Genomic DNA, 18,658 nt, shown 5'->3' on the forward strand with positions numbered 1-18,658 from the left:
AGAATTCCATTTTATGGAATAATTAAGGCTGGACTTTCAACCGGAACCGTTATGCTCAACCGCCTGGAAATGATGCGTATCTTCTGCGCCACCGCCGAGGCCTCCAGCTTCAAGGAGGCCGCCGCAAGGCTCAGCATCTCGCCGCAGGCGGTAACCCGCGCGGTCAAGGAGCTGGAATCGCTGCTGGGAGAACCCCTGTTCTACCGCAATACGCGGCAGATACGCATCACCGAGTTTGGCGAGCAGTTGGCCCTGCGCGGGCGCGACGCCATCAGCGGCGTGGATGATTTGTTCATGACCAGCGGCAAGCGGCAGGAGCGGGATATAGGCGGCGTGGTGCGCATCACCGCCCCGGTCGTGATCGGCAGGCGTTTCCTGCAACCCATACTGAGCCGCATCGCCAGGGAGCATCCGCATATCACCATCGACTTGCGCCTCTCCGACATGCACAGCGACGTGGTGGAACAGCAGATTGATATCGGGGTGCGCGTGGGATTGCTGCGCGACAGCAGTTTTGTCGCCCGCTCGCTCGCCAAGGTATCGTTCCTCGTCGTCGCCACGCCGGAGCTGGCGGCACGCGCAGGCACGCCGCAGCAACTGGAGGATTTGCATCACGTCCCCACCATCGCCCTCGTCGACAAGAGCAGCGGGAAGAACTGGCCCTGGTTCTTCGCCGACGGGCAGCAGATCAACCCCCGGCAGGCCAGCTTTATCACCGACGATTCCGATAGCGAGGTGTCGCTTGCCCTGGACGGCGTCGGCTTCGCCCAGATCGGCGCCCCGCTGGTGATACCGCAGCTCGAAAGCGGAGAACTGGTGAGCGTGCTTGACGAGTTCGTGGCGCCGGCCTGGGACTTGAATGTCTACCGTCCGCGCCGCGGCCCGGTGCCGGAGCGTATCCGCCTGGTGTATGACGAAATTGTCCAGGCATTGAGCGACCCGGCGCATTTCCCTACCCAGCGCTAGGCGGCTGCGGTCTTAAATAGGTCAGTGCAAGTCGCGCATGTTGAGGCGGCGCAGCTTGGGCGCAAAACGCGCCACCGCGCCCACCACCGCAATCGTCATCGCCCCGCCGAAAATGACGGAAGGGATCAAGCCCATCAGCCTGGCCGCCATTCCCGACTCGAATGCGCCCAGCTCATTGGAGGAGCCGATGAATATGCCGTTGATCGCGGAAACGCGGCCGCGCATTTCATCCGGGGTGACCAGCTGCATGATGGTCGTCCGCACCACCACCGACACGCCGTCGCAAATACCTGAAATCAGTAACAGGAACGCCGCTAGCCAGAAATTCCTGCTCAAGGCGAAAGCGATGATGCTGAACCCGAACCCGGCCACAGCCACCAGCAATATCCGCCCGGCACGGCGATTGACCGGGTGGTGCGTCAGCCAGACGCCGGTGGCTATCGCGCCGACTGCGGGGGCGGCGCGCAAGATGCCCAGGCCTTCAGGCCCGTGCTGGAACACGTCATGGATAAACATCGGCAGCATGGCGACCGCGCCGCCGAACAATACGGCAAACATGTCCAGCGCCTGCGCACCCAGCATGACCTGGTTGCTGAATACAAAGCGCAAACCCTGGGCGATGCTGGCAAAGATTGGCGCATCCGCCTCGACAACCGGCGACTTCACCTTCAGGCTCAGCATGGCGGCGACGGCGACCCCTGCGAACACTGCGGAACAGGCGTAAGCCGTACTGATTCCCGCCAGGGCGATCACCCCGCCCCCGATCGCCGGCCCCAGCACCAGCCCGGTCTGCAGTACCGAGCTGCCGATGCTGGCCGCCCGGGCGAATTGCTGGCGCGGCAATACCAGTGCAAACAGGGCGCTATAGGACGGGCCGATGAAAGCGCGCGCAAAACCGACGCAGGCAATCGAAAGATAGATGAATTGCGACGACTCGCTGGGGTGCCACAACCACCCGGCCGCGATCCCCGCCAGCACGAGGGCGTTGATCACCAGCACGATGCTAGCCATCACGCCGAACATGCGCCGCGAATAATGGTCGACGGCATAACCGGCGAACAGGGCGGTACAGAAATAGGGGATCACCTCGGCCAAACCGATCAGGCCCAGCGACAGGGGGTCGCGCGTGATCTGGTAAATATGCCAGCCCACCACCACCGCCATGATCTGGTAGGAAAACGTGATGCTGACGCGGAAAGCCAGCAGTTTCAGGAACGCAATATTGCGTAGCGGATAAGGTGAAACGTCAGGGGCCATGTCGGTATTGTAAAGAATGCGCCGCCCTCATGACACCATGGCGCAAATTAAGACTATTTCCCCGAGGTCACGAATATTGGCCCAGCCAGCGCCGCAACAGGGCAAGCACCGGCAACGCGGCCAGCCCTCCCAGCGCATCGGCCAGCAAGTCGTCCAGGCCGGCCTGCCGGCCCTCGATGAACAGCTGGTGCAGCTCATCGGCAGCGCCCAGGGCCACGACGATGATCCAGACGGCAGCCAGCGGCAGCCGTAAAAACGCCAGGCCCGCGAGCACCCCGATAGTGCCGAAGACGAAGAAATGCACGACTTTATCCCAAGGCGGCGGGAACAGCGACCCCGCGCCGGGCGCTTCCCCTCCGATGAAAATGCCGGCGACCAACAGGATGAGCATGCCTAGTGCCAGGTACTTCAGGCGTTCAGGTGTAATCAATTGCTTTGTATTCAGGCCAGTAAAAATGATATGCGGCGAACCGCGGTGACAGCGCCACGCCTCATGGCAGCGGATGCGTCATGCTAGCACGGCAGGGCTCCAGCAGCCATCATTAACCCATGCACGGGTCATGCCAGCAGCTTATGCATGCAGCGATGAGGGATGCTCACCTGCTGGAATACAGGGCCATCGACACGGTATCCTAACGACTGGTAAAAGCCGATCGCGGTTTCGCGCGCATCCAATACGACTTGGTCGAATCCGGCCTGCCGCAGCCACAGCTCTGCGGCATCCACCAGCAGCCTGCCCAATCCCCGGCCTTGCATGGCGGGGGCTACGGCCATTTGCCGCAGCTTCGCCAATGGCTTCCGCCCGGCCTTGATCACCAGGCAAGCCAGCAATGCGTGTTGTTCGACGATACCAAAATGTTTTTGCTGATCCTCTCCGGCCATGTCCGAGGCGCTCAGCGTCAGGCCGAGCGGGACGCGCAACACCTGTTCTCGCAAATGCAGGCTCTGCCGGTAGAGGTCGGAACCATAGGCAATCTCGGTGAACATCACTTGGCGATATCGGCCGCGCCGGCCACCAGGTTGCGACCCGCCTGCTTGGCGCGATAGAGGGCCCTGTCCGCCCGCGGCAGCAACGACTGGGCCGGTTCGTCCTGCTCGCGTTCCGCGACGCCGGCGCTGAAGGTGATCAAGACGCGCTCATTGTCGTGCATGAAGAAATTGCGCGTGAGGTCGCGCTGCGCGCGCTTCATGATCTCCACGGCCTCGGCCTCTCCCGTGCCCGGCAGGATGATGATGAACTCCTCTCCGCCATAACGGGCGAGCACATCGGTGCTGCGTAACGATTCCTTGATTACCTTCGACAGATGCACCAAGGCCTTGTCGCCCGTCGCATGGCCGAGCTTGTCGTTGAGGCGCTTGAAATGGTCGATATCCATCATCGCCAGGCTCAAGCGCGTGGCATGGCGGTTCGCCCGGTCGAACTCGCGCTCCAGCGCCTGCTCCATGCCGCGCCGGTTCAACGTGCCCGTGAGGAAATCCTCATGCGCGACTTCATTCACATGCTCCAGCTTGGCAGTCAGCTCCTGCACCAGGCGTTCGGACTCCACCACGCGTTGCTGGGTTTCTGTCAGTATCTCCCGCGATTGGCGGATATTGAAGCTGATGCTGCGCGTATCTTCCAGCATGCGGTCGATCAGCGCATTCAGCTCGACAATATCTTCAGACTCGGTGATTTTCTGCTTGTAGCCGTCGATTTTCTCCTGGTATTCATTGGTGCTGTCCACCAGGTCCGCCAGGCGGCCGACAAAGACCTCCGCCATTTTCTTCATGGAATCCCTGGCATCCAGCAAGCGGGGCTTGAGCTGCCCCTGCTTGAAAATCAGCTCCTTGAGGCTGCTTTCCGCGTCGTACAGCATATCCAGCGACAACGGCTTTTGCAGCAGTTCCTGCACGATTATGGCCTGCCCGTGCAGCCATTGATCTTCCATCACCAGCTCGTTCATGCTGGTCACCACCAAACGCAGCAATTGCAGCAGGCCTTCATGGGTGCGCTGCTGGGTATCCCCGTGCATTTCCAATGTGAACAGGACAGCTTTCAGGCTTTCCGCCTGCTTCAGCACATCGTTTTCCGCATAGGCGAGGCGGATATCCTCGAGCAAGGCTTCCGCCTTCTTTGCCATTTCAGGCCAGGCCGCCAATTGGGGGATCACGATCAGGTTGATCGTGCGCATCAGCATATTGCGCCAATGGTCGGCGATCCTCGCATAATAGGTGCGTGCCGGTTCCTGCTCATTGCCGGCCTGCATTGGGGATGATTCCTGTACTGCCGCCCCCTCCTGCTGGGCGCCGTCCACCAAGTCCTCGCTGATGCCTGCCCCCCATGAGCTCGCCAGTGCGTGGATTTTCTGCGGCAATGCAGGATCCTGCTCGAAATTGTTCAGCAAGCGCTGCAAGCCCTCGCGCTTGCGGCTGAGAGTGATGCCCCTGTGGCTGCTTTCCAGCTGCTTGAGCAAATGGCGCAATGCCGCGGGCCAGGTGACATCGTCCTTTGCCGCCGCCTGAGGCAGCAGGTTGCCCAGCTGCTCCTTGAAGCGGGACCAGTTGCGGGCATCCACCGACTGCTTGATCGCCTGCGCCGCAGCCAGGTATTTCGGGCTTTGCACGCTGGCGACGAGCAGCACCTCATCCAGGGCATTGGCAAGCTCGGCAGCGCTATCCATGGATTTCACACCGGCAATTTCGTCATAGACGATACGGAAATTGTCCGGCGTAGGCGGTATCTTGCGCGAAGAAAGCTGTATCAGGGTTTGACGCGCAATCTCAATGGCAGAAGCGGATTCTTGCATGATTGCTCAATCTTCAGACAAATGGTGAAGTAGACCGTGACGGCCATCAGGCTGCCCCATGCAGCCATGGCGATTAGCATAGCGCTAATCATGAGGATTCAATATATGGATCAAACAGATTTTCACCCCGGCATTCTGCGGATGCGACCAGAGCATGGCGGGAACCGCCCGGATAAAGATAGAGCTAAACCAGGTCCGGGCAGTCATCAGCTGGGATCAATAATCTGTTCAAAGAGCCGCTAACAAACTCAGCGAAGCTAGTACGGTAATGCAGGGCAACAACGTCAGAAGGAGTTTTGTTAGCGGCTCTTAACGCAGGAAGGCTTGATGACTGGTGCCTCGAGCGACCTTATGGCAAGGCTGCGTTACTTGGCACACTTTTCCTTCTTCTTGGTTTCGATTTCCTCCACCAGCCCGTCCTCGATTTCAACCTCTACACAGGCGCCGACAACCAGCGGGCCATGCTTTTCCTCAAGTTCGGTCTTCTTGGTCACTTCCAGCTTGCGCCCGGATACCACCCAGGTACCTTCCGCCGTTTGCGGACGGCTTTCAAGCACGCCGTAAAACTCTTCTTCCGCCGCCTGCACGCCCAATGCCGATCCGGCAAGCACAAGCATGGCAACACCCGAACATAGTATTTTTTTCATGGCACTTTCTCCTCATGTGAATACGGAAGATATGTGAAAAATTGCACATATCCAGAGGAATAGTTCCCAAAAACTAGCCTGATGTCAATTTTTAGCCAGGCCGAACTCGCGCTCAAGCTGGTCGACCGGTTGCGGCTTGCCGAAAAGATAGCCTTGGTATTCAAGGCAGCCGTGCTCCTCCAGGAATAGCTGCTGCTCGCGGCTTTCCACGCCTTCCGCCACCACTTCGATCCCCAGCCCCTGGCCGAGGGCGATGATGGTTTGCACGATGGAGGCGTCGTTGCTGTCGATCAGCACATCGCGCACGAATGAACGGTCGATCTTGAGTTGAGACAAGGGCAAACGCTTGAGGTAGGCCAATGAAGAATAGCCAGTACCAAAATCGTCCATGGAGAAACCTACCCCCATCGCCTTGAGGGTATTCATCTTGACGATCATGTCCTCGATATTTTCCACCAGGGTGCTTTCCGTAAGCTCCAGCTTGAGGAATTGCGGATTAGCCCCCGTCTCCTTGAGGATGGCAAACACGCGGTCGATAAAGTCATGCTGGTGCAGTTGGCGTGCGCTCACATTGACCGACAAGCCCAAGCTTGCGGTTTCCGGTCGCTCCGCCCATGCCACCAGTTGCAGGCATGCCGTCTTGAGCACCCATTCCCCGACCGGCAGGATCAGGCCGGTTTCCTCGGCGAGCTCGATGAACGCCGCCGGTGAGAGCAAGCCCTGTTGCGGGTGCTCCCAGCGTATCAACGCCTCCGCGCCCAGCAGCTTGCCGTGATTATCCACCTGCGGCTGGTAGTACAAGCGCATTTCATCGCGCCGCAAGGCTTGGCGCAGGTCCTCTTCCATGGCGGCACGCTTGGTGATCAATGCCTGCATCGCCGGGTCGAAGAAGCGGAAAGTATTGCGCCCGGCGGCTTTTGCCTCGTACATGGCGAGGTCGGCCCGCTTCAACAACTCGTCCACGGTGACTTGCTGCTCCGGGCAGAACAGGGCCACCCCGATGCTGCAGGATGAATAATGCTCATATCCCGACAACCCGAACGGCTGGCTCAACGCCAGGAGAATCTTGTCGGCGACCAGGCTAGCCTCCTGCGCCGCGTCGCCGCTCTGCTCGCTCAAGTTCTCCAGCACCACCACGAACTCGTCCCCGCCCAGGCGCGCCACGGTATCGGTAATGCGCACGCTGCCGAGCAGGCGTTGCGCCACCTGCTCCAGCAGCATGTCGCCGAAATCGTGGCCGTGGGTGTCGTTGAGCGTCTTGAAATTGTCCAGGTCCAGGAACAGCAGGGCACCGGAGCGCTTGAGCCGCATGCTGTTGAGCAATGCCTGTTCGAGCCGGTCCAGCAACAGCAGCCGGTTCGGCAGGTTGGTCAGCATATCGTAGAACGCCAGATGCTGGATCCTGCTCTCTGCCGCCTTGCGCTCGGTAATGTCGCGCTCGACCGCGACCCAGTGCGTGAACACTCCGGCGTTGTTCGCTATCGGCAGGATATCCATTTCCAGCCAGATCTCATCGCCGTTCTTCCTGTAATTGATCAGCTCGGTGCGCACGGATTCGCCCTGCTTGAGCAGGGCCTTCACCCGGCGCATTTCATCCATCTGCGTGCTTGGTCCGTCGAGCAGGCCGGGGTCCTTACCCAGCACCTCCTCGGCCGTATAGCCGGTCAGCCGCTCGAACGCCTTGTTGACGAAAATGAGGCGCGGGCTTTGCATGCCTTCCGGATCGGCCTCAGCGATCAGGACGATATCGTTGAGCCGGGCAATGCTGGTTTCCAGCAACTTGAGCTGCTCCTCGGAGTGATGGCGCTCGATCGCGATGCCGACGATATGCGAGCATGCGCTCACCAATTCCATTTCACGCTGTTCGGGCACGCGCACCTCGCGGCCATACACGGCGAATGTGCCCAGCACCTGCTGGCTGCTCGACAAGATCGGCATCGACCAGCACGCCCTCAGCCCGTAGCGCTTGGCCAGGTCGCGGTAATCCGTCCACAACGAGTCCTGCTGAACGTCCGCCACCACCACCGTGCGGCGCTCGTACGCCGCCGTACCGCAAGAGCCGACCGAAGGACCGATCTGCAAGCCCTTGAGCTTGTCCAGATAACGTTTCGGCAAGCGCAGCGCAATGCTTCTGCCGAACGTATCCGGCTTGTCCAGCAACATGATCGAGCACAGCACGTCCGGATATTGCTCCTCCAGCAACGCCACTGTCGCCACCAACACGTCGTCGAGGACGGCGCCGGCGGCAATGCGCTCCAAGAGGTGCCGCTGCTCGACCTGCAGGCTTTCCTGGCGCTTTTGCTGCTCGATGTTTTCCACCACCTTGATCAGGTTGCGCGGACTGCCGTCCGGGTTCTTGACCAGGGTCGCACTGATGCGCACCCAGACAGAACGGCCGGACTTCGTCCTGTAGCGCTTTTCCACTACCGAATGGTCGATCTCGCCCTCCAACAGACGCTGCCGGTTTTTCCACGCCTCCAGGTCATTCTGCCCATAATCCAGGTCATGGCAGTGCAGGCTCTTCAACTCATTCTCGGAATAGCCGACGATGTCGCAGAAAGCCGGGTTCACCAGCAGAAACCGTCCCTCGATGGAAATCATGGCGATCCCAGCGGAGGCGCTGTGGAAAGTCAACCTGACTTGCTCCTGGCTGGATTCCAGTTCCATCTCGACCAGCTTCCGCTGATGGATTTCCGCATGCAATGCCTCCGTGCGCTCCCGCACCTTTCTGCGGATTTGCAGGTTCCAGAGCAATACCAGGCCCGCAGCCAGACTCACCAGCAACGCGCCGCCCGCGAACCACTTGACCAGATGCGTGGTGTCTTCCTCCTCTTTCAAGAGGAATCCATTGAGTGAATAACCGGGCTCGATCAGACCGAGATCGACAAACATGCGGGCAATGAATTCCCAGCGCGCACGCGTCATACGCCCCAGCTCAACCACATCCGGCAGAATGAAGCGCTCCATCTCCCTGGCTTCATACATCAGCTGTTTCAAGCTGGGGGCCGGTTTCCTGGCGGAGGGCATGTACACGATCAGCTGCGCGATTTCATGCGGATTGGCCAGCGCATATTTCCAGCCCTTCAGGCTCGCGCGCAGAAAGGCCTCCACCCGGTCCGGATGCGCGTTGCGCTCGGACTCGGTGGTAAACAGGGTGTCGCCGTAAAAATCGACGCCGAAATCCATCGCCATCAGCATCGAGGTTTCGACGCCTAGCTCCGCCATGCGCAAGGGCTCGACGGTGGCATAAGCGGAGATGGCGTCCACCTTGTCCTCCAGCAAATCCTCCAGCCTGCCGCTTTGAGGCAGGATGGTGACTTCCTGCATGTCAATGCCATGCTTGCGCAGCAACGCCCGGTGCTGGGCGTCGCGCCATTCGGTATTCGCCAGCATGATGCGTTTGCCGACCAGGTCCGCAGGGCTGCGTATGTGGCTGGACTTCTTGCTCAGCAGTACGTGGGGAGGATGCTGGAAGATCGAGGCGAGTGCCACGATCGGCTTACCGTGCAGGCGGGCGATGGCGATTTCGGCATCCCCGATGCCGTATTGCGCCGTGCCGGAGACAACGCGCTCGATGGAAGAGTGCGCCATGTCCGCTTCCACGATCTCGACATCGAGGCCCTCCTCACGGTAAAAGCCTTTTGCCTGGGCCGCGTAATAGCCGGCGAACTGAAACTGGTGATACCACTTGAGTTGCAGCCTGACCTTTTCCAAAGGCTCGGCAAAGCCTTGCCCGCTCACCAGCAGGAGGCTCAATAACAAGAAACGCATCACAATATGATGAATTGAACAGTCCATATTCCTTCACTTTCGCCGACAGAGCAAACTGCTGCCGCTCAGCGAAATACTCTCAATACTGCACCCATCAGGTTCAACAGGAACACGAACACATCCCTTTCAGGACTTAGGGCCGCCAACGAAACTCAGCGAAGCGTTCCTGGCCAGGCACTCTGCAACGGGGAATACAAAACAGCGCAGTACAAAATAGCATGGCAAGGCAGGACGACAACGACAGATAAGAGCGCTGTTAGCTGCTCTTATCAGTAAACGTCACCACCAGGACGTCGCGATATGCCGCCATGGCGGGGTCGATCTGCTCGACAGGCGTCACGCCATGCATACATCGCCGGTCGTCCACCAGCGCCCAGTCCAGCGGGTTGGTGAGGGTGAAGCTGTCCAGCACGACTTTATCCAGGTTGTGCAGGGTCGTGGTGCCGCTAGAAATATTGACGCGCTTGACCATCATGACCAGCACATAGTCCACGCCGTCGCGATGCACGCCTTCGGGCGCAGGCTGGCCATGCTCCTGCTGATTGGCCTCTATGCGGAATTGGTGCGCTTCGATATGCCAGCGCGCCTGCGGGCGCAGGCGGCTGAACAAGTCGCGACTGAGCTGCAGGATACCCTGCATTGTCTGCCCATGGATCAGGCTGGAGGGTATGGGTTCGTAGATGCGCGCAATCCCGCCATTGAGCGAGTTGTACTCCCGGCTCTGGTAATGCGGCTGGTGCGGCTCCAGCACGATAGGGCCTGCGGCTTCGGCGCTCAGCGTGGCAAAACGGCGGCGGCGGTAGCGCCCGCCATCCGCCATGTATTCATCCAGGGGCATCCCGTCCCAGCTGGCGTCGAATGCTTGCCAGTCCGATAACGCGTCAGGATTGGAAGCCAGCAGCCATGCTTTTATTTGTTGCCCCGGGACAAAGCTGAATCCATCGCCCGTGATCTTTTCACAAAGGCTTACCGTATCATTTACCTGCATCAAAAGCTTTTCACTCACTTAACACCGCCAGGGGTTGGTTCTCATTATTCTCAAGCATCCACAGGCATCAACATGTCCTGCGAACTACACCAGCATATTAGCGAATCGCGAACGATCTTTGAAAAAAACTTATTGACAATCATCACTACATAACTAATTATTTAGTTATGAAAACGCCCGTCAATATCCCAACCGAATGGCAGGACATTTCCGATCTATTCGTCGCGCTTGGCGATGCGCACCGCCAGCGCATCCTGCTTTCGTTCGAACCCAGCGAGCGCTTGAGCATCAGCCAGATCGTCAGCGCCTCGGACCTGAGCCGGACCGCCATCACCCATCATCTTAAGGTGCTGCAGCAAGGAGGAGCATTGAAGAGTGAAAAAGTAGGTAAAGAGGTGCTTTTTTCCATAGACAAAGACTACATGCAGACCGCCCTGCAAAGCGTGCTGCATTACATCCAACAAGAAATCTAACGAAAGAGATTCCCCAATGTTGCTGTCATTGACCAAGACCATCACCCGCCTGCTGTTCCGCATTGAAGTATTCGGGCAGGAACACATCCCATCGCCTGAAAAGCTCCTCATCATCAGCAACCACGATTCCTTTCTCGATGGCTTCCTGCTCGGCCTGTTCCTGCCGATCCGCACCACCTTCGTCGTGCATACCACGGTGCTGGACAACTGGTTCTTCCGCTGGATACTGGGCCATGTCCCCCATTTGGCCGTCGATACCGCCAGCCCGCTGGCGATGAAGAAAGTCATCCGCCTTCTCGAAGCTGGCGAATCGGTGATGATCTTTCCCGAAGGCCGCATCACCCTCACCGGCAGCCTCATGAAGGTCTATGACGGGCCTGCCTTCGTTGCCGCCAAGACTGGCGCCACCGTCCTGCCGGTACGCATCCGCGGCGCGGCAAGAAGCTGGTTCAGCCGCCTGGAGCGCGACTTCCCGCGCCAGCTGCTGCCCAAGATCACGCTCACCATCCTGCCGCCTACCGCCCTGCCTCTGCCTGACGCACCCAGCGCCAAGCAGAGGCGCCGCCTGGCAGGCGAACAGATGCAAGGCATCATGCAGCACATGATGTTCGCCTCCGAGCCCACCGATACCCTGTACGGCGCGCTCCTCAACGCGATTGATACTTATGGCCGCAAGCGCAAGCTGGTGGAGGATATGCAGCAAGTGGAGGAGGACTATGGCACCGTGCTCAAGAAAAGCCTGGCCTTAGGCCGCATTGCCAGCAAGGTCAGCGCCGAAGGGGAGACCGTCGGCGTGCTGATGCCCAATGTCACCAACACGGTTTGCCTGATCTTCGGCATGAGCGCTCTTGGCCGCATCCCCGCCATGCTCAACTATACGGCCGGCACCAGCGGCATGCAGAACGCCTGCATTGCCGCCGGGATCAAGACCGTCATCACCTCGCGCAAATTCCTCGAGACCGCCAAGCTGGTCGATGCCGTCACCAAGCTGAGCCATATCGACGTGGTGTACCTGGAAGACATGCGCAGCGAGTTTGGACTTGCGGACAAACTATGGCTGATGGCGTATGCGTTACGCTTTCCCAAGCGCATTGCGCGGGTACGCAACCCGGACGCGCCCGCCGTGGTATTGTTCACGTCAGGTTCCGAAGGCAAGCCAAAGGGCGTGGTGCACAGTCACCGCAGCATCCTCGCCAACATTGCGCAGATCCGCGCCGTGATCGATTTCTCGCACCGCGACAAGTTCATGATGGCATTGCCCTTGTTCCATGCCTTCGGCTTCACCTGCGGCGGCATCATGCCGTTGGTATGCGGCAGCAAGGTGTTCATCTACCCGTCGCCTCTGCACTACCGCGTCATCCCGGAAGTCATCTACGACCGCGGCTGTACCGCGCTGTTCGGCACCAGCACCTTTCTCGGCAACTATGCCAAGTTCGCGCATCCATATGACTTCTACAAAATGCGTTACGTCGTGGCGGGAGCGGAAAAGCTCAGCAATGAAGTCCGCAAGCTGTGGATGGACAAGTTCGGCATCCGCATCCTGGAAGGCTATGGCGCGACCGAGTGCGCGCCTGTGCTGGCAGTGAACACTCCCATGGCGAACCAGGCCGGCAGCGTCGGCATGCTGCTGCCCGGCCTGGACCATCAGCTGGAACCGGTGCCAGGCATCGACGGCGGCGGCCTGCTCAAGGTCAAGGGCCCCAACGTGATGCTGGGCTACTATTTCTACGACAATCCCGGCAAGTTGCAGCCGCCGCAGGACGGCTGGTACGACACGGGCGACATCGTCGGCATGGATGCCCGCGGCTTCGTCACCATCCAGGGGCGGGTGAAGCGCTTTGCCAAGGTCGCGGGTGAAATGGTCTCGCTGGAAACCGTGGAGCAAATCGCCCACGCCGCGTCGCCCGACCACCAGCATGCCGCGACTACACAAAGCGACACACAACGCGGAGAGAATATCGTGCTGTATACCACGGATGCCGCGCTGGCCCGCGATGCCCTGGCGCACGCCGCACGCCACACCGGCAACATCGAACTCGCGGTTGCCCGCAGGATCGTGGCCGTCAAGGCGCTGCCGCTGCTCGGCACCGGCAAGACCGACTACGTCACGCTCAAGCAAATGGCTGAAAACGAAAGATAACCATGACAGCTCACAACCCGACCGTCCCGCAAACCTCGCTGCTCAGCCGCGGCATGCTGGCCGTCATGCTTGCCCAGTTCCTCTCCGCTTTGGCCGACAACGCGCTGCTGTTTGCCGCGATCGCCCTGATCAAGGCCGGTAGCGCCCCGGCATGGCAGGTTCCACTATTGCAAGAATTCTTCGTGATTGCCTATATCATCCTGGCGCCCTTTGCCGGGCCGTTCGCCGATACATTGCCAAAGGGGCGCGTGATGCTGATAGCCAACAGCATGAAATTCCTCGGCGCCGCCGCCATGCTTGCGGGGCTCAGCCCTTTGCTCGCCTACGGCATGGTCGGCCTCGGCGCGGCCGCCTACTCGCCCGCCAAGTACGGCATCCTGAGCGAACTGGTGGCAGTGGATAAGCTGGTCAAGGCCAACAGCCTCATGGAAGGTTCCACCATTGTCGCCATCCTGCTAGGCGCGGTGGTAGGCGGCTGGCTCGCGGACTACTGGCTGGCCGGCGCATTGTATGCCATCGCAACGGCCTACCTGCTTGCCGCTGCCATCAACCTGCTGATCCCCCGGCTACCGCCCTCCCATGTCCTCACCAACTTCGCACCGCTCGCCATGTGCCGGGACTTTCTCCATGCAACCCGCACCTTGATGCAGGACCGGGATGCGAAGTTTTCCATCGTCGGCACCAGCATTTTCTGGGGGGCGGGCAGCACCTTGCGCTTCCTGCTGGTGGCCTGGGTGCCGGTCGCGTTGAACATCCACGACCTGAGCACGCCGGCCAACCTCAGCGGCGCCGTCGCCATCGGCATTGCGCTAGGCGCGATTGCCGCCGCGCGCTGGGTGGACCTGCGCACGGTCAACCGCGCCTTGCCCGCGGGCGTCCTGATCGGGCTGGCGATCATGGCGTTTGCCTATAGCGGCAACATCGCCACCGCGATCGCATGGCTGCTGCTGATCGGCTTTCTCGGCGGTTTCTACGCCGTGCCGCTCAATGCGTTGCTGCAGGAAAGAGGCCACGAATCCGTGGGCTCCGGCCACGCCATCGCGATCCAGAACCTGTTCGAGAATATCAGCATGCTCTTGATGATGGGGCTCTACATCCTGCTCAGCAAGCAGCAACTGCCTGTCGTCCCGATCACGGTGACCATAGGCGGGCTGGTGTTCCTTGCGATCAACTGGCTCGCCTGGTCACGCATCCGCCAGGAAGCCAGGTAGGAGTCATCCTACACATCATTCAGCCGACATCTGAATTTGCTGCTGAGCTAAAGCCACTATATTGCTGACAGTGGCTAACAAAACTTAGCGCAGCGTTCTTGGCCAGGTGCTCCACCGCCGACAGTACAATCATTACGGCTAGGCAGAGCAACGACGCCAGGAGGGTTTTGTTAGCCACGCTGACACCGATCTTGTACCCGATCATTTTGCGAAGGAGAGTTCCATGAAGAAACTGACTGCGTTCCTGATGTTATGTGGATTTATTGTCCTGACTGGCTGTAACACCATGAAGGGCGCCGGCCAGGATATCCAGCGCGGCGGCGAAAAGCTGGAAGACGCGGCAGACCGTCATAAATAAGCTCAAGCCCATGCAGGCTCATGAAAATCATGAGCCGGTTTTAATGGCTGGTACGCATGTCAAACCTGTTCGAGGGGCGTAGAGTTCGATCCACGTTCTGCAGTTTGCAAAACGGTTACAACCCCGAAATCATCAACTAAGGAGGTTTATCATGTGGACCAAGCCAGAAGTGACCGAAATGCGTTTCGGCTTTGAAGTGACAATGTACGTTTGCAATCGTTAATCGATTGTCCAGGTACATAGTGAATGGGAGCTTACGCTCCCATTGTTTTTCCGGCGATTGCAACGCCAGCTATGACTACTCCGTCTTGAACCAATCCTGCAAGAAATCAGCAAAAGTACGCACCATGAGCGAGGCTTGCCTATGCTGCGGATACAGCGCATAGACGGCGCCGATGTCGGCGGTATACTCCTGCAGGATCTGCACTAACTCGCCTTTCCCGAGCGCCTCCCGCACATAGAACTCCGGCAGGCCGACAATGCCCAGCCCGGCAATCGCCGCCTCGCACATCACCTCTCCGTGGTTGGAGCGCAATACCGGATGAACCTGCAGCTTGAGCGGTTCACCCGCATCGGTGAACAACCACTCCCCGGCTCTTGCCGTGATGCAGCGGTGCCGACCCAGCTGCGTCGGCGATTGCGGCGCTCCATATTGCGCCAAGTAGCCCGGGCTGCAGCAATAGACCAAGGCCGAATCCGTCAACTTGCGCGCGACCAGGCCTTCGTCCGGCTGCTTGGTGATGCGGATCGCCATGTCGTAACCCTCGCCGACCAGGTCCACCAGGCGGTTATCCACATCCAGCGCCACTTCCAGGTTGGGATGCAGTTGCATGAATTGGTTGAGCGCGGGCGAGAGCACCATGCTGGCGAAGGACACCGGGGCGGAAAGGCGTAGCAGGCCGCGCAGTTCCCCCGTGCTGCTGGATATTGCCTGCTCGGCTTCATCCACTGCTTGCAGGATCGCCAGGCAGCGCGTGAAAAACACCCGGCCCAGCTCGGTCGGCGACAACTTGCGCGTCGTGCGTTGCAGCAAGCGCGCACCCAAGCGCTCTTCCAGCTCCATCACGCGCCGGCTGACGAGTTGCTTGCTGATGCCCAGATGTCTGGCGGCCGCAGTGAAATTCCCGCTTTTCACCACTTCGGCATAAATGCGCATTTGTTCCAGTTGATTCATATTGTCAACTATATAGGGACAGTCTTACCAATAAAAACCTGATTATCAATATTTTTTTCACAAAATACAATGCATTCATTCTTTCACTTCAACCAAAAAGGAAACATCATGAATGCCGCAAATATCACCGCATCGCTCGGCCGTGCGCTGCTGGCCGCCATTTTCATCATTAGCGGATTCGGCAAGCTGGCCGACCCCACCGGCACCATCGCCTTCATCGGCAGCACGGGCGCGCCCTTGCCCGAACTGGGTTATGCCATCGCGTTGCTGGTCGAATTGGGGCTGGCTGCCGCGTTGCTGGTCGGTTATCGCGCACGCATCTCGGCATTGTTGATCGCCTTGTTCACGCTGGCCGCCGCGTTCATGTTCCACTTCGACTTGAACAACCAGGTCCAGACCATCATGTTCCTCAAGAACCTGGCGATCGCGGGCGGCCTGCTGCAGATCGCCGTCCATGGCGCAGGCGCGCCTGAGCCTGGATGCCTATCGCCGTTAACAGCGGCCGACAAACATTCCTGGCGCTCTTGCCCTGCCTGCACTACTTGAACTGTCGGCGGCAGAACGCCTAACCGATCGCCGCACTGAGTTTTATGACTGCTTCAAATATATGCAAAACTCGAGAACATTCATCATGCTTGGGCATGACGGATGTAATACACACAAGCAAAAACAGGAGCACTCCATGAGCACATTGTTCATTTCGCATGGCGCCCCCAGCCTGGTGCTTGAGCCTGGCAAAACTGGTGAAATGCTCGCAGAGCTGGGTAAATCGTTGCCCCTCCCGGATGCCATCGTGGCAGTTTCGGCGCACTGGGATACCCAGCAACCCCGCATCAGTGCGGCAGCGCGTCCCGAGACCATTCATGATTTCGGCGGGTTTCCGCGCGCCATGTACGAGATGCAATATCCGGCGCCCGGCGCCCCGGAATTGGCCCACACAGTCGCGGAAGGACTTGCGGCCCAAGGCATTGCAGTGCAAATAGACACGGTACGAGGGCTGGATCATGGCGCATGGGTGCCGCTGATGCTGATGTATCCGGAGGCGGACATCCCCGTCGCCCAGCTCTCGATACAAAGCCATGCCGGGCCACGCACGCATTACCGGCTGGGACAGGCGCTGGCAGGATTGCGCACTCAGAACGTCATGCTGCTGTGCTCGGGCGCCATTACCCATAACCTGCATGATTTCTTCAGCGCGGACCGCGATGCGCACGTCCTCGACTATGTTCCAGCGTTCAGCGGCTGGATGGCGGAAAAAATTGCCGCGGGCGACACCGAGGCGCTGCTGGACTATCGCCGGCAAGCGCCCGGCGGCGTACGCGCCCACCCGCATGAAGACCACCTCATGCCGCTGTTTGTCGCCCTGGGCGCCGCCAGCGGAAAAGCCATCCGCTATCAACCCGAAAATACGTTCGGCATCCTGGCGATGGATGCCTATGTCTGGGATTAAGAACGGCTGACAAAACTCTCCTGGCGTTGTTGCCCTGTCTTGTCGTGCTCCTTAGTACTGCCTACGGCAAGGCGTCTAGCCAGGACCGCTCCGCTGAGTTTTGTTATGCGCTCAAACCGTGAACAGGCTTTTATACTCCATCCGTCTGCAACAGCACGCGGCTATTGGAGATGACCGCTACTTGGCGACCGGCAGCGGGAAATTTTTCGGCAGAAGCACCCACATGCGGCCTTCCTGTTTCATGGCGCCAGCCTGCTGGCCGGCTGCGTCTCCCGCCCCCCAGAAGAAATCGGCGCGCACCCCGCCCTTGATCGCCCCGCCGGTGTCCTGCGCCAGCACCAGGCGGTTGAGCGGCGCGCTGCTGTTGGGATAGGTGGTGGCGAGAAACACCGGCGCGCCCAGCGGGATGAACTTGGGATCCACCGCGATCACCCGCTCCGCAAGGATGGGCACGCCCAGCGCGCCTAACGGCCCCGGCAGGTTGGGAGGCAGCTCGCGGAAGAAGACGTAGCTGGGATTGGTATTCAACAGCTCCTGCAGCTTGGCGGGATTCTGGCGCCCCCATTGCTTGATGCCCTGCATGGAGGCCTTGTCCAGCGTCAGCTCCCCGCGCTCGACCAAGGTACGGCCGATAGACTGGTAGCTCATGCCGTTCTGGTCCGCATAGCCGACGTGCACCGCCTCGCCATTATCAAGCTGGACCAGGCCGGAGCCTTGCACTTGCAGGAAGAACAATTCCACCGGGTCGTTGACCCAGAGCAATTCCCGACCGGCCACCGGCGCCATGCCATTCTCGATTTCGGCGCGCGTGAAGTAGGGCACCAGCTTGTTGCCGACGACACGGCCGCGCACGCGCTTGTTGGCAAGCTCGGGAAACAGACTCGCCAATTCGACGGTAATCAGGTCGTCAGGACGGCCGTACAATGGGTAGCGGTACTGCGCCGTCTTGACCCGGCTGCCCTTGAGCAGGGGCTCGTAATAGCCCGTCACCAGGCCGGTATCGCCGCCGTCCTGGTTGGCGGCCTGGTAGACGTTGAAATATTGCTGGAAGTAAGCCAGCACCTGCGAATCGGCGGGGCGTTGCGGCAAATGCGCCGCAGCCTCGCATGCCGCCTGCCACGGCTGGCGGTTCTTCAGGGTACTGCAACCCAGCAGCCAGGCGGGCCAGGCCGCGCCCAACTGCGCCTGCTCGAACCCGGCAAGGTCCTGCCAATGGGCCGGCTTGAGGAAGCCATAATCAGGAATTTTGCTCGCAGAGGGAGGTGCGGCAGGAGGTTGCCTGGGCTGTTCCGGAACAGGCACGGATGGCGCGGCCACTTCCGGGCACTGGCAGGGCTGCTCTACCTTGACGTGGCGATGGCCGCCACACGCCGCCAACAGCAAAGCCAATAACAACCACGACTGCTTGCGCAGGCTGTAAAAAGGCATGTTCATGGA

17 protein-coding genes are annotated in these 18,658 nt (G+C 59.8%); 8 read left to right on the top strand and 9 right to left on the bottom strand.

The window, feature by feature from the left end; all coding sequences use genetic code 11:
* The first annotated feature begins 51 nt into the window (after positions 1-51).
* Positions 52-966: a LysR family transcriptional regulator gene (locus ACWXTG_RS10220; RefSeq protein WP_407993391.1), complete on the top strand. Its 915-nt coding sequence runs from the start codon at positions 52-54 to the stop codon at positions 964-966.
* 21 nt (positions 967-987) lie between these two features.
* On the opposite strand, the gene ACWXTG_RS10225 is transcribed toward ACWXTG_RS10220, so the two are convergent.
* The 7 genes from ACWXTG_RS10225 to ACWXTG_RS10255 form a co-directional block, all read right to left on the bottom strand.
* Positions 988-2,223, bottom strand: coding sequence for an MFS transporter (locus ACWXTG_RS10225; RefSeq protein WP_480219826.1), 1,236 nt, complete (start codon positions 2,221-2,223; stop codon positions 988-990).
* A 67-nt stretch (positions 2,224-2,290) separates the two neighbouring features.
* Entirely contained in the window at positions 2,291-2,653 is a 363-nt protein-coding gene (locus tag ACWXTG_RS10230; protein WP_309565871.1) for a VanZ family protein, read from the bottom strand.
* Between the two features lie 128 nt (positions 2,654-2,781).
* Positions 2,782-3,210, bottom strand: coding sequence for a GNAT family N-acetyltransferase (locus ACWXTG_RS10235; protein ID WP_480219827.1), 429 nt, complete (start codon positions 3,208-3,210; stop codon positions 2,782-2,784).
* Positions 3,210-5,009 (bottom strand): GGDEF domain-containing protein, encoded by a 1,800-nt coding sequence (locus ACWXTG_RS10240; RefSeq protein ID WP_480219828.1) that lies wholly within the window; start codon positions 5,007-5,009, stop codon positions 3,210-3,212. The genes ACWXTG_RS10235 and ACWXTG_RS10240 overlap by 1 nt, the downstream gene beginning before the upstream one ends.
* Positions 5,010-5,374: 365 nt before the next feature.
* Entirely contained in the window at positions 5,375-5,656 is a 282-nt protein-coding gene (locus tag ACWXTG_RS10245; protein ID WP_480219829.1) for a DUF5666 domain-containing protein, read from the bottom strand.
* An 84-nt stretch (positions 5,657-5,740) separates the two neighbouring features.
* Positions 5,741-9,427: an EAL domain-containing protein gene (locus ACWXTG_RS10250; RefSeq protein WP_480219830.1), complete on the bottom strand. Its 3,687-nt coding sequence runs from the start codon at positions 9,425-9,427 to the stop codon at positions 5,741-5,743.
* Between the two features lie 256 nt (positions 9,428-9,683).
* The gene (locus ACWXTG_RS10255; RefSeq protein WP_407996264.1) at positions 9,684-10,433 is read right to left on the bottom strand and encodes a 2OG-Fe dioxygenase family protein; all 750 of its coding nucleotides are present in this window, start codon (positions 10,431-10,433) and stop codon (positions 9,684-9,686) included.
* A 149-nt stretch (positions 10,434-10,582) separates the two neighbouring features.
* On the opposite strand from ACWXTG_RS10255, the gene ACWXTG_RS10260 reads away from it, so the two are divergent.
* From ACWXTG_RS10260 to pqqA, 5 genes are all read left to right on the top strand, one after another.
* Positions 10,583-10,888 (top strand): ArsR/SmtB family transcription factor, encoded by a 306-nt coding sequence (locus ACWXTG_RS10260; protein WP_480219831.1) that lies wholly within the window; start codon positions 10,583-10,585, stop codon positions 10,886-10,888.
* A 16-nt stretch (positions 10,889-10,904) separates the two neighbouring features.
* On the top strand, positions 10,905-13,028 hold the full coding sequence (aas, locus tag ACWXTG_RS10265; RefSeq protein WP_480219832.1) for a bifunctional acyl-ACP--phospholipid O-acyltransferase/long-chain-fatty-acid--ACP ligase: 2,124 nt from the start codon (positions 10,905-10,907) through the stop codon (positions 13,026-13,028).
* A gap of 2 nt (positions 13,029-13,030) precedes the next feature.
* Positions 13,031-14,239, top strand: a complete 1,209-nt coding sequence (gene lplT, locus ACWXTG_RS10270) for a lysophospholipid transporter LplT (protein WP_480219833.1) — start codon at positions 13,031-13,033, stop codon at positions 14,237-14,239.
* Between the two features lie 223 nt (positions 14,240-14,462).
* A complete protein-coding gene (locus ACWXTG_RS10275) occupies positions 14,463-14,597 on the top strand; it encodes an entericidin A/B family lipoprotein (protein WP_457136820.1) in 135 nt (44 codons plus the stop codon).
* 151 nt (positions 14,598-14,748) lie between these two features.
* The gene (gene pqqA, locus ACWXTG_RS10280) at positions 14,749-14,820 is read left to right on the top strand and encodes a pyrroloquinoline quinone precursor peptide PqqA (protein WP_081774944.1); all 72 of its coding nucleotides are present in this window, start codon (positions 14,749-14,751) and stop codon (positions 14,818-14,820) included.
* A gap of 75 nt (positions 14,821-14,895) precedes the next feature.
* On the opposite strand, the gene ACWXTG_RS10285 is transcribed toward pqqA, so the two are convergent.
* Complete coding sequence (locus tag ACWXTG_RS10285) at positions 14,896-15,753, bottom strand: LysR family transcriptional regulator (RefSeq protein ID WP_480219834.1); 858 nt, start codon at positions 15,751-15,753, stop codon at positions 14,896-14,898.
* 126 nt (positions 15,754-15,879) lie between these two features.
* Here ACWXTG_RS10285 and ACWXTG_RS10290 point away from each other — a divergent pair, with 126 nt between their 5' ends.
* Entirely contained in the window at positions 15,880-16,317 is a 438-nt protein-coding gene (locus ACWXTG_RS10290) for a DoxX family protein (protein WP_480219835.1), read from the top strand.
* Between the two features lie 136 nt (positions 16,318-16,453).
* On the top strand, positions 16,454-17,221 hold the full coding sequence (locus tag ACWXTG_RS10295) for a DODA-type extradiol aromatic ring-opening family dioxygenase (RefSeq protein ID WP_309565884.1): 768 nt from the start codon (positions 16,454-16,456) through the stop codon (positions 17,219-17,221).
* A 177-nt stretch (positions 17,222-17,398) separates the two neighbouring features.
* Here the strand turns inward: ACWXTG_RS10295 and mltA are convergent, their stop codons facing one another.
* On the bottom strand, positions 17,399-18,655 hold the full coding sequence (gene mltA / locus ACWXTG_RS10300) for a murein transglycosylase A (protein ID WP_480219836.1): 1,257 nt from the start codon (positions 18,653-18,655) through the stop codon (positions 17,399-17,401).
* Positions 18,656-18,658 lie beyond the last annotated feature (3 nt).

Source organism: Methylobacillus sp. DLP286 (genome assembly GCF_056636515.1).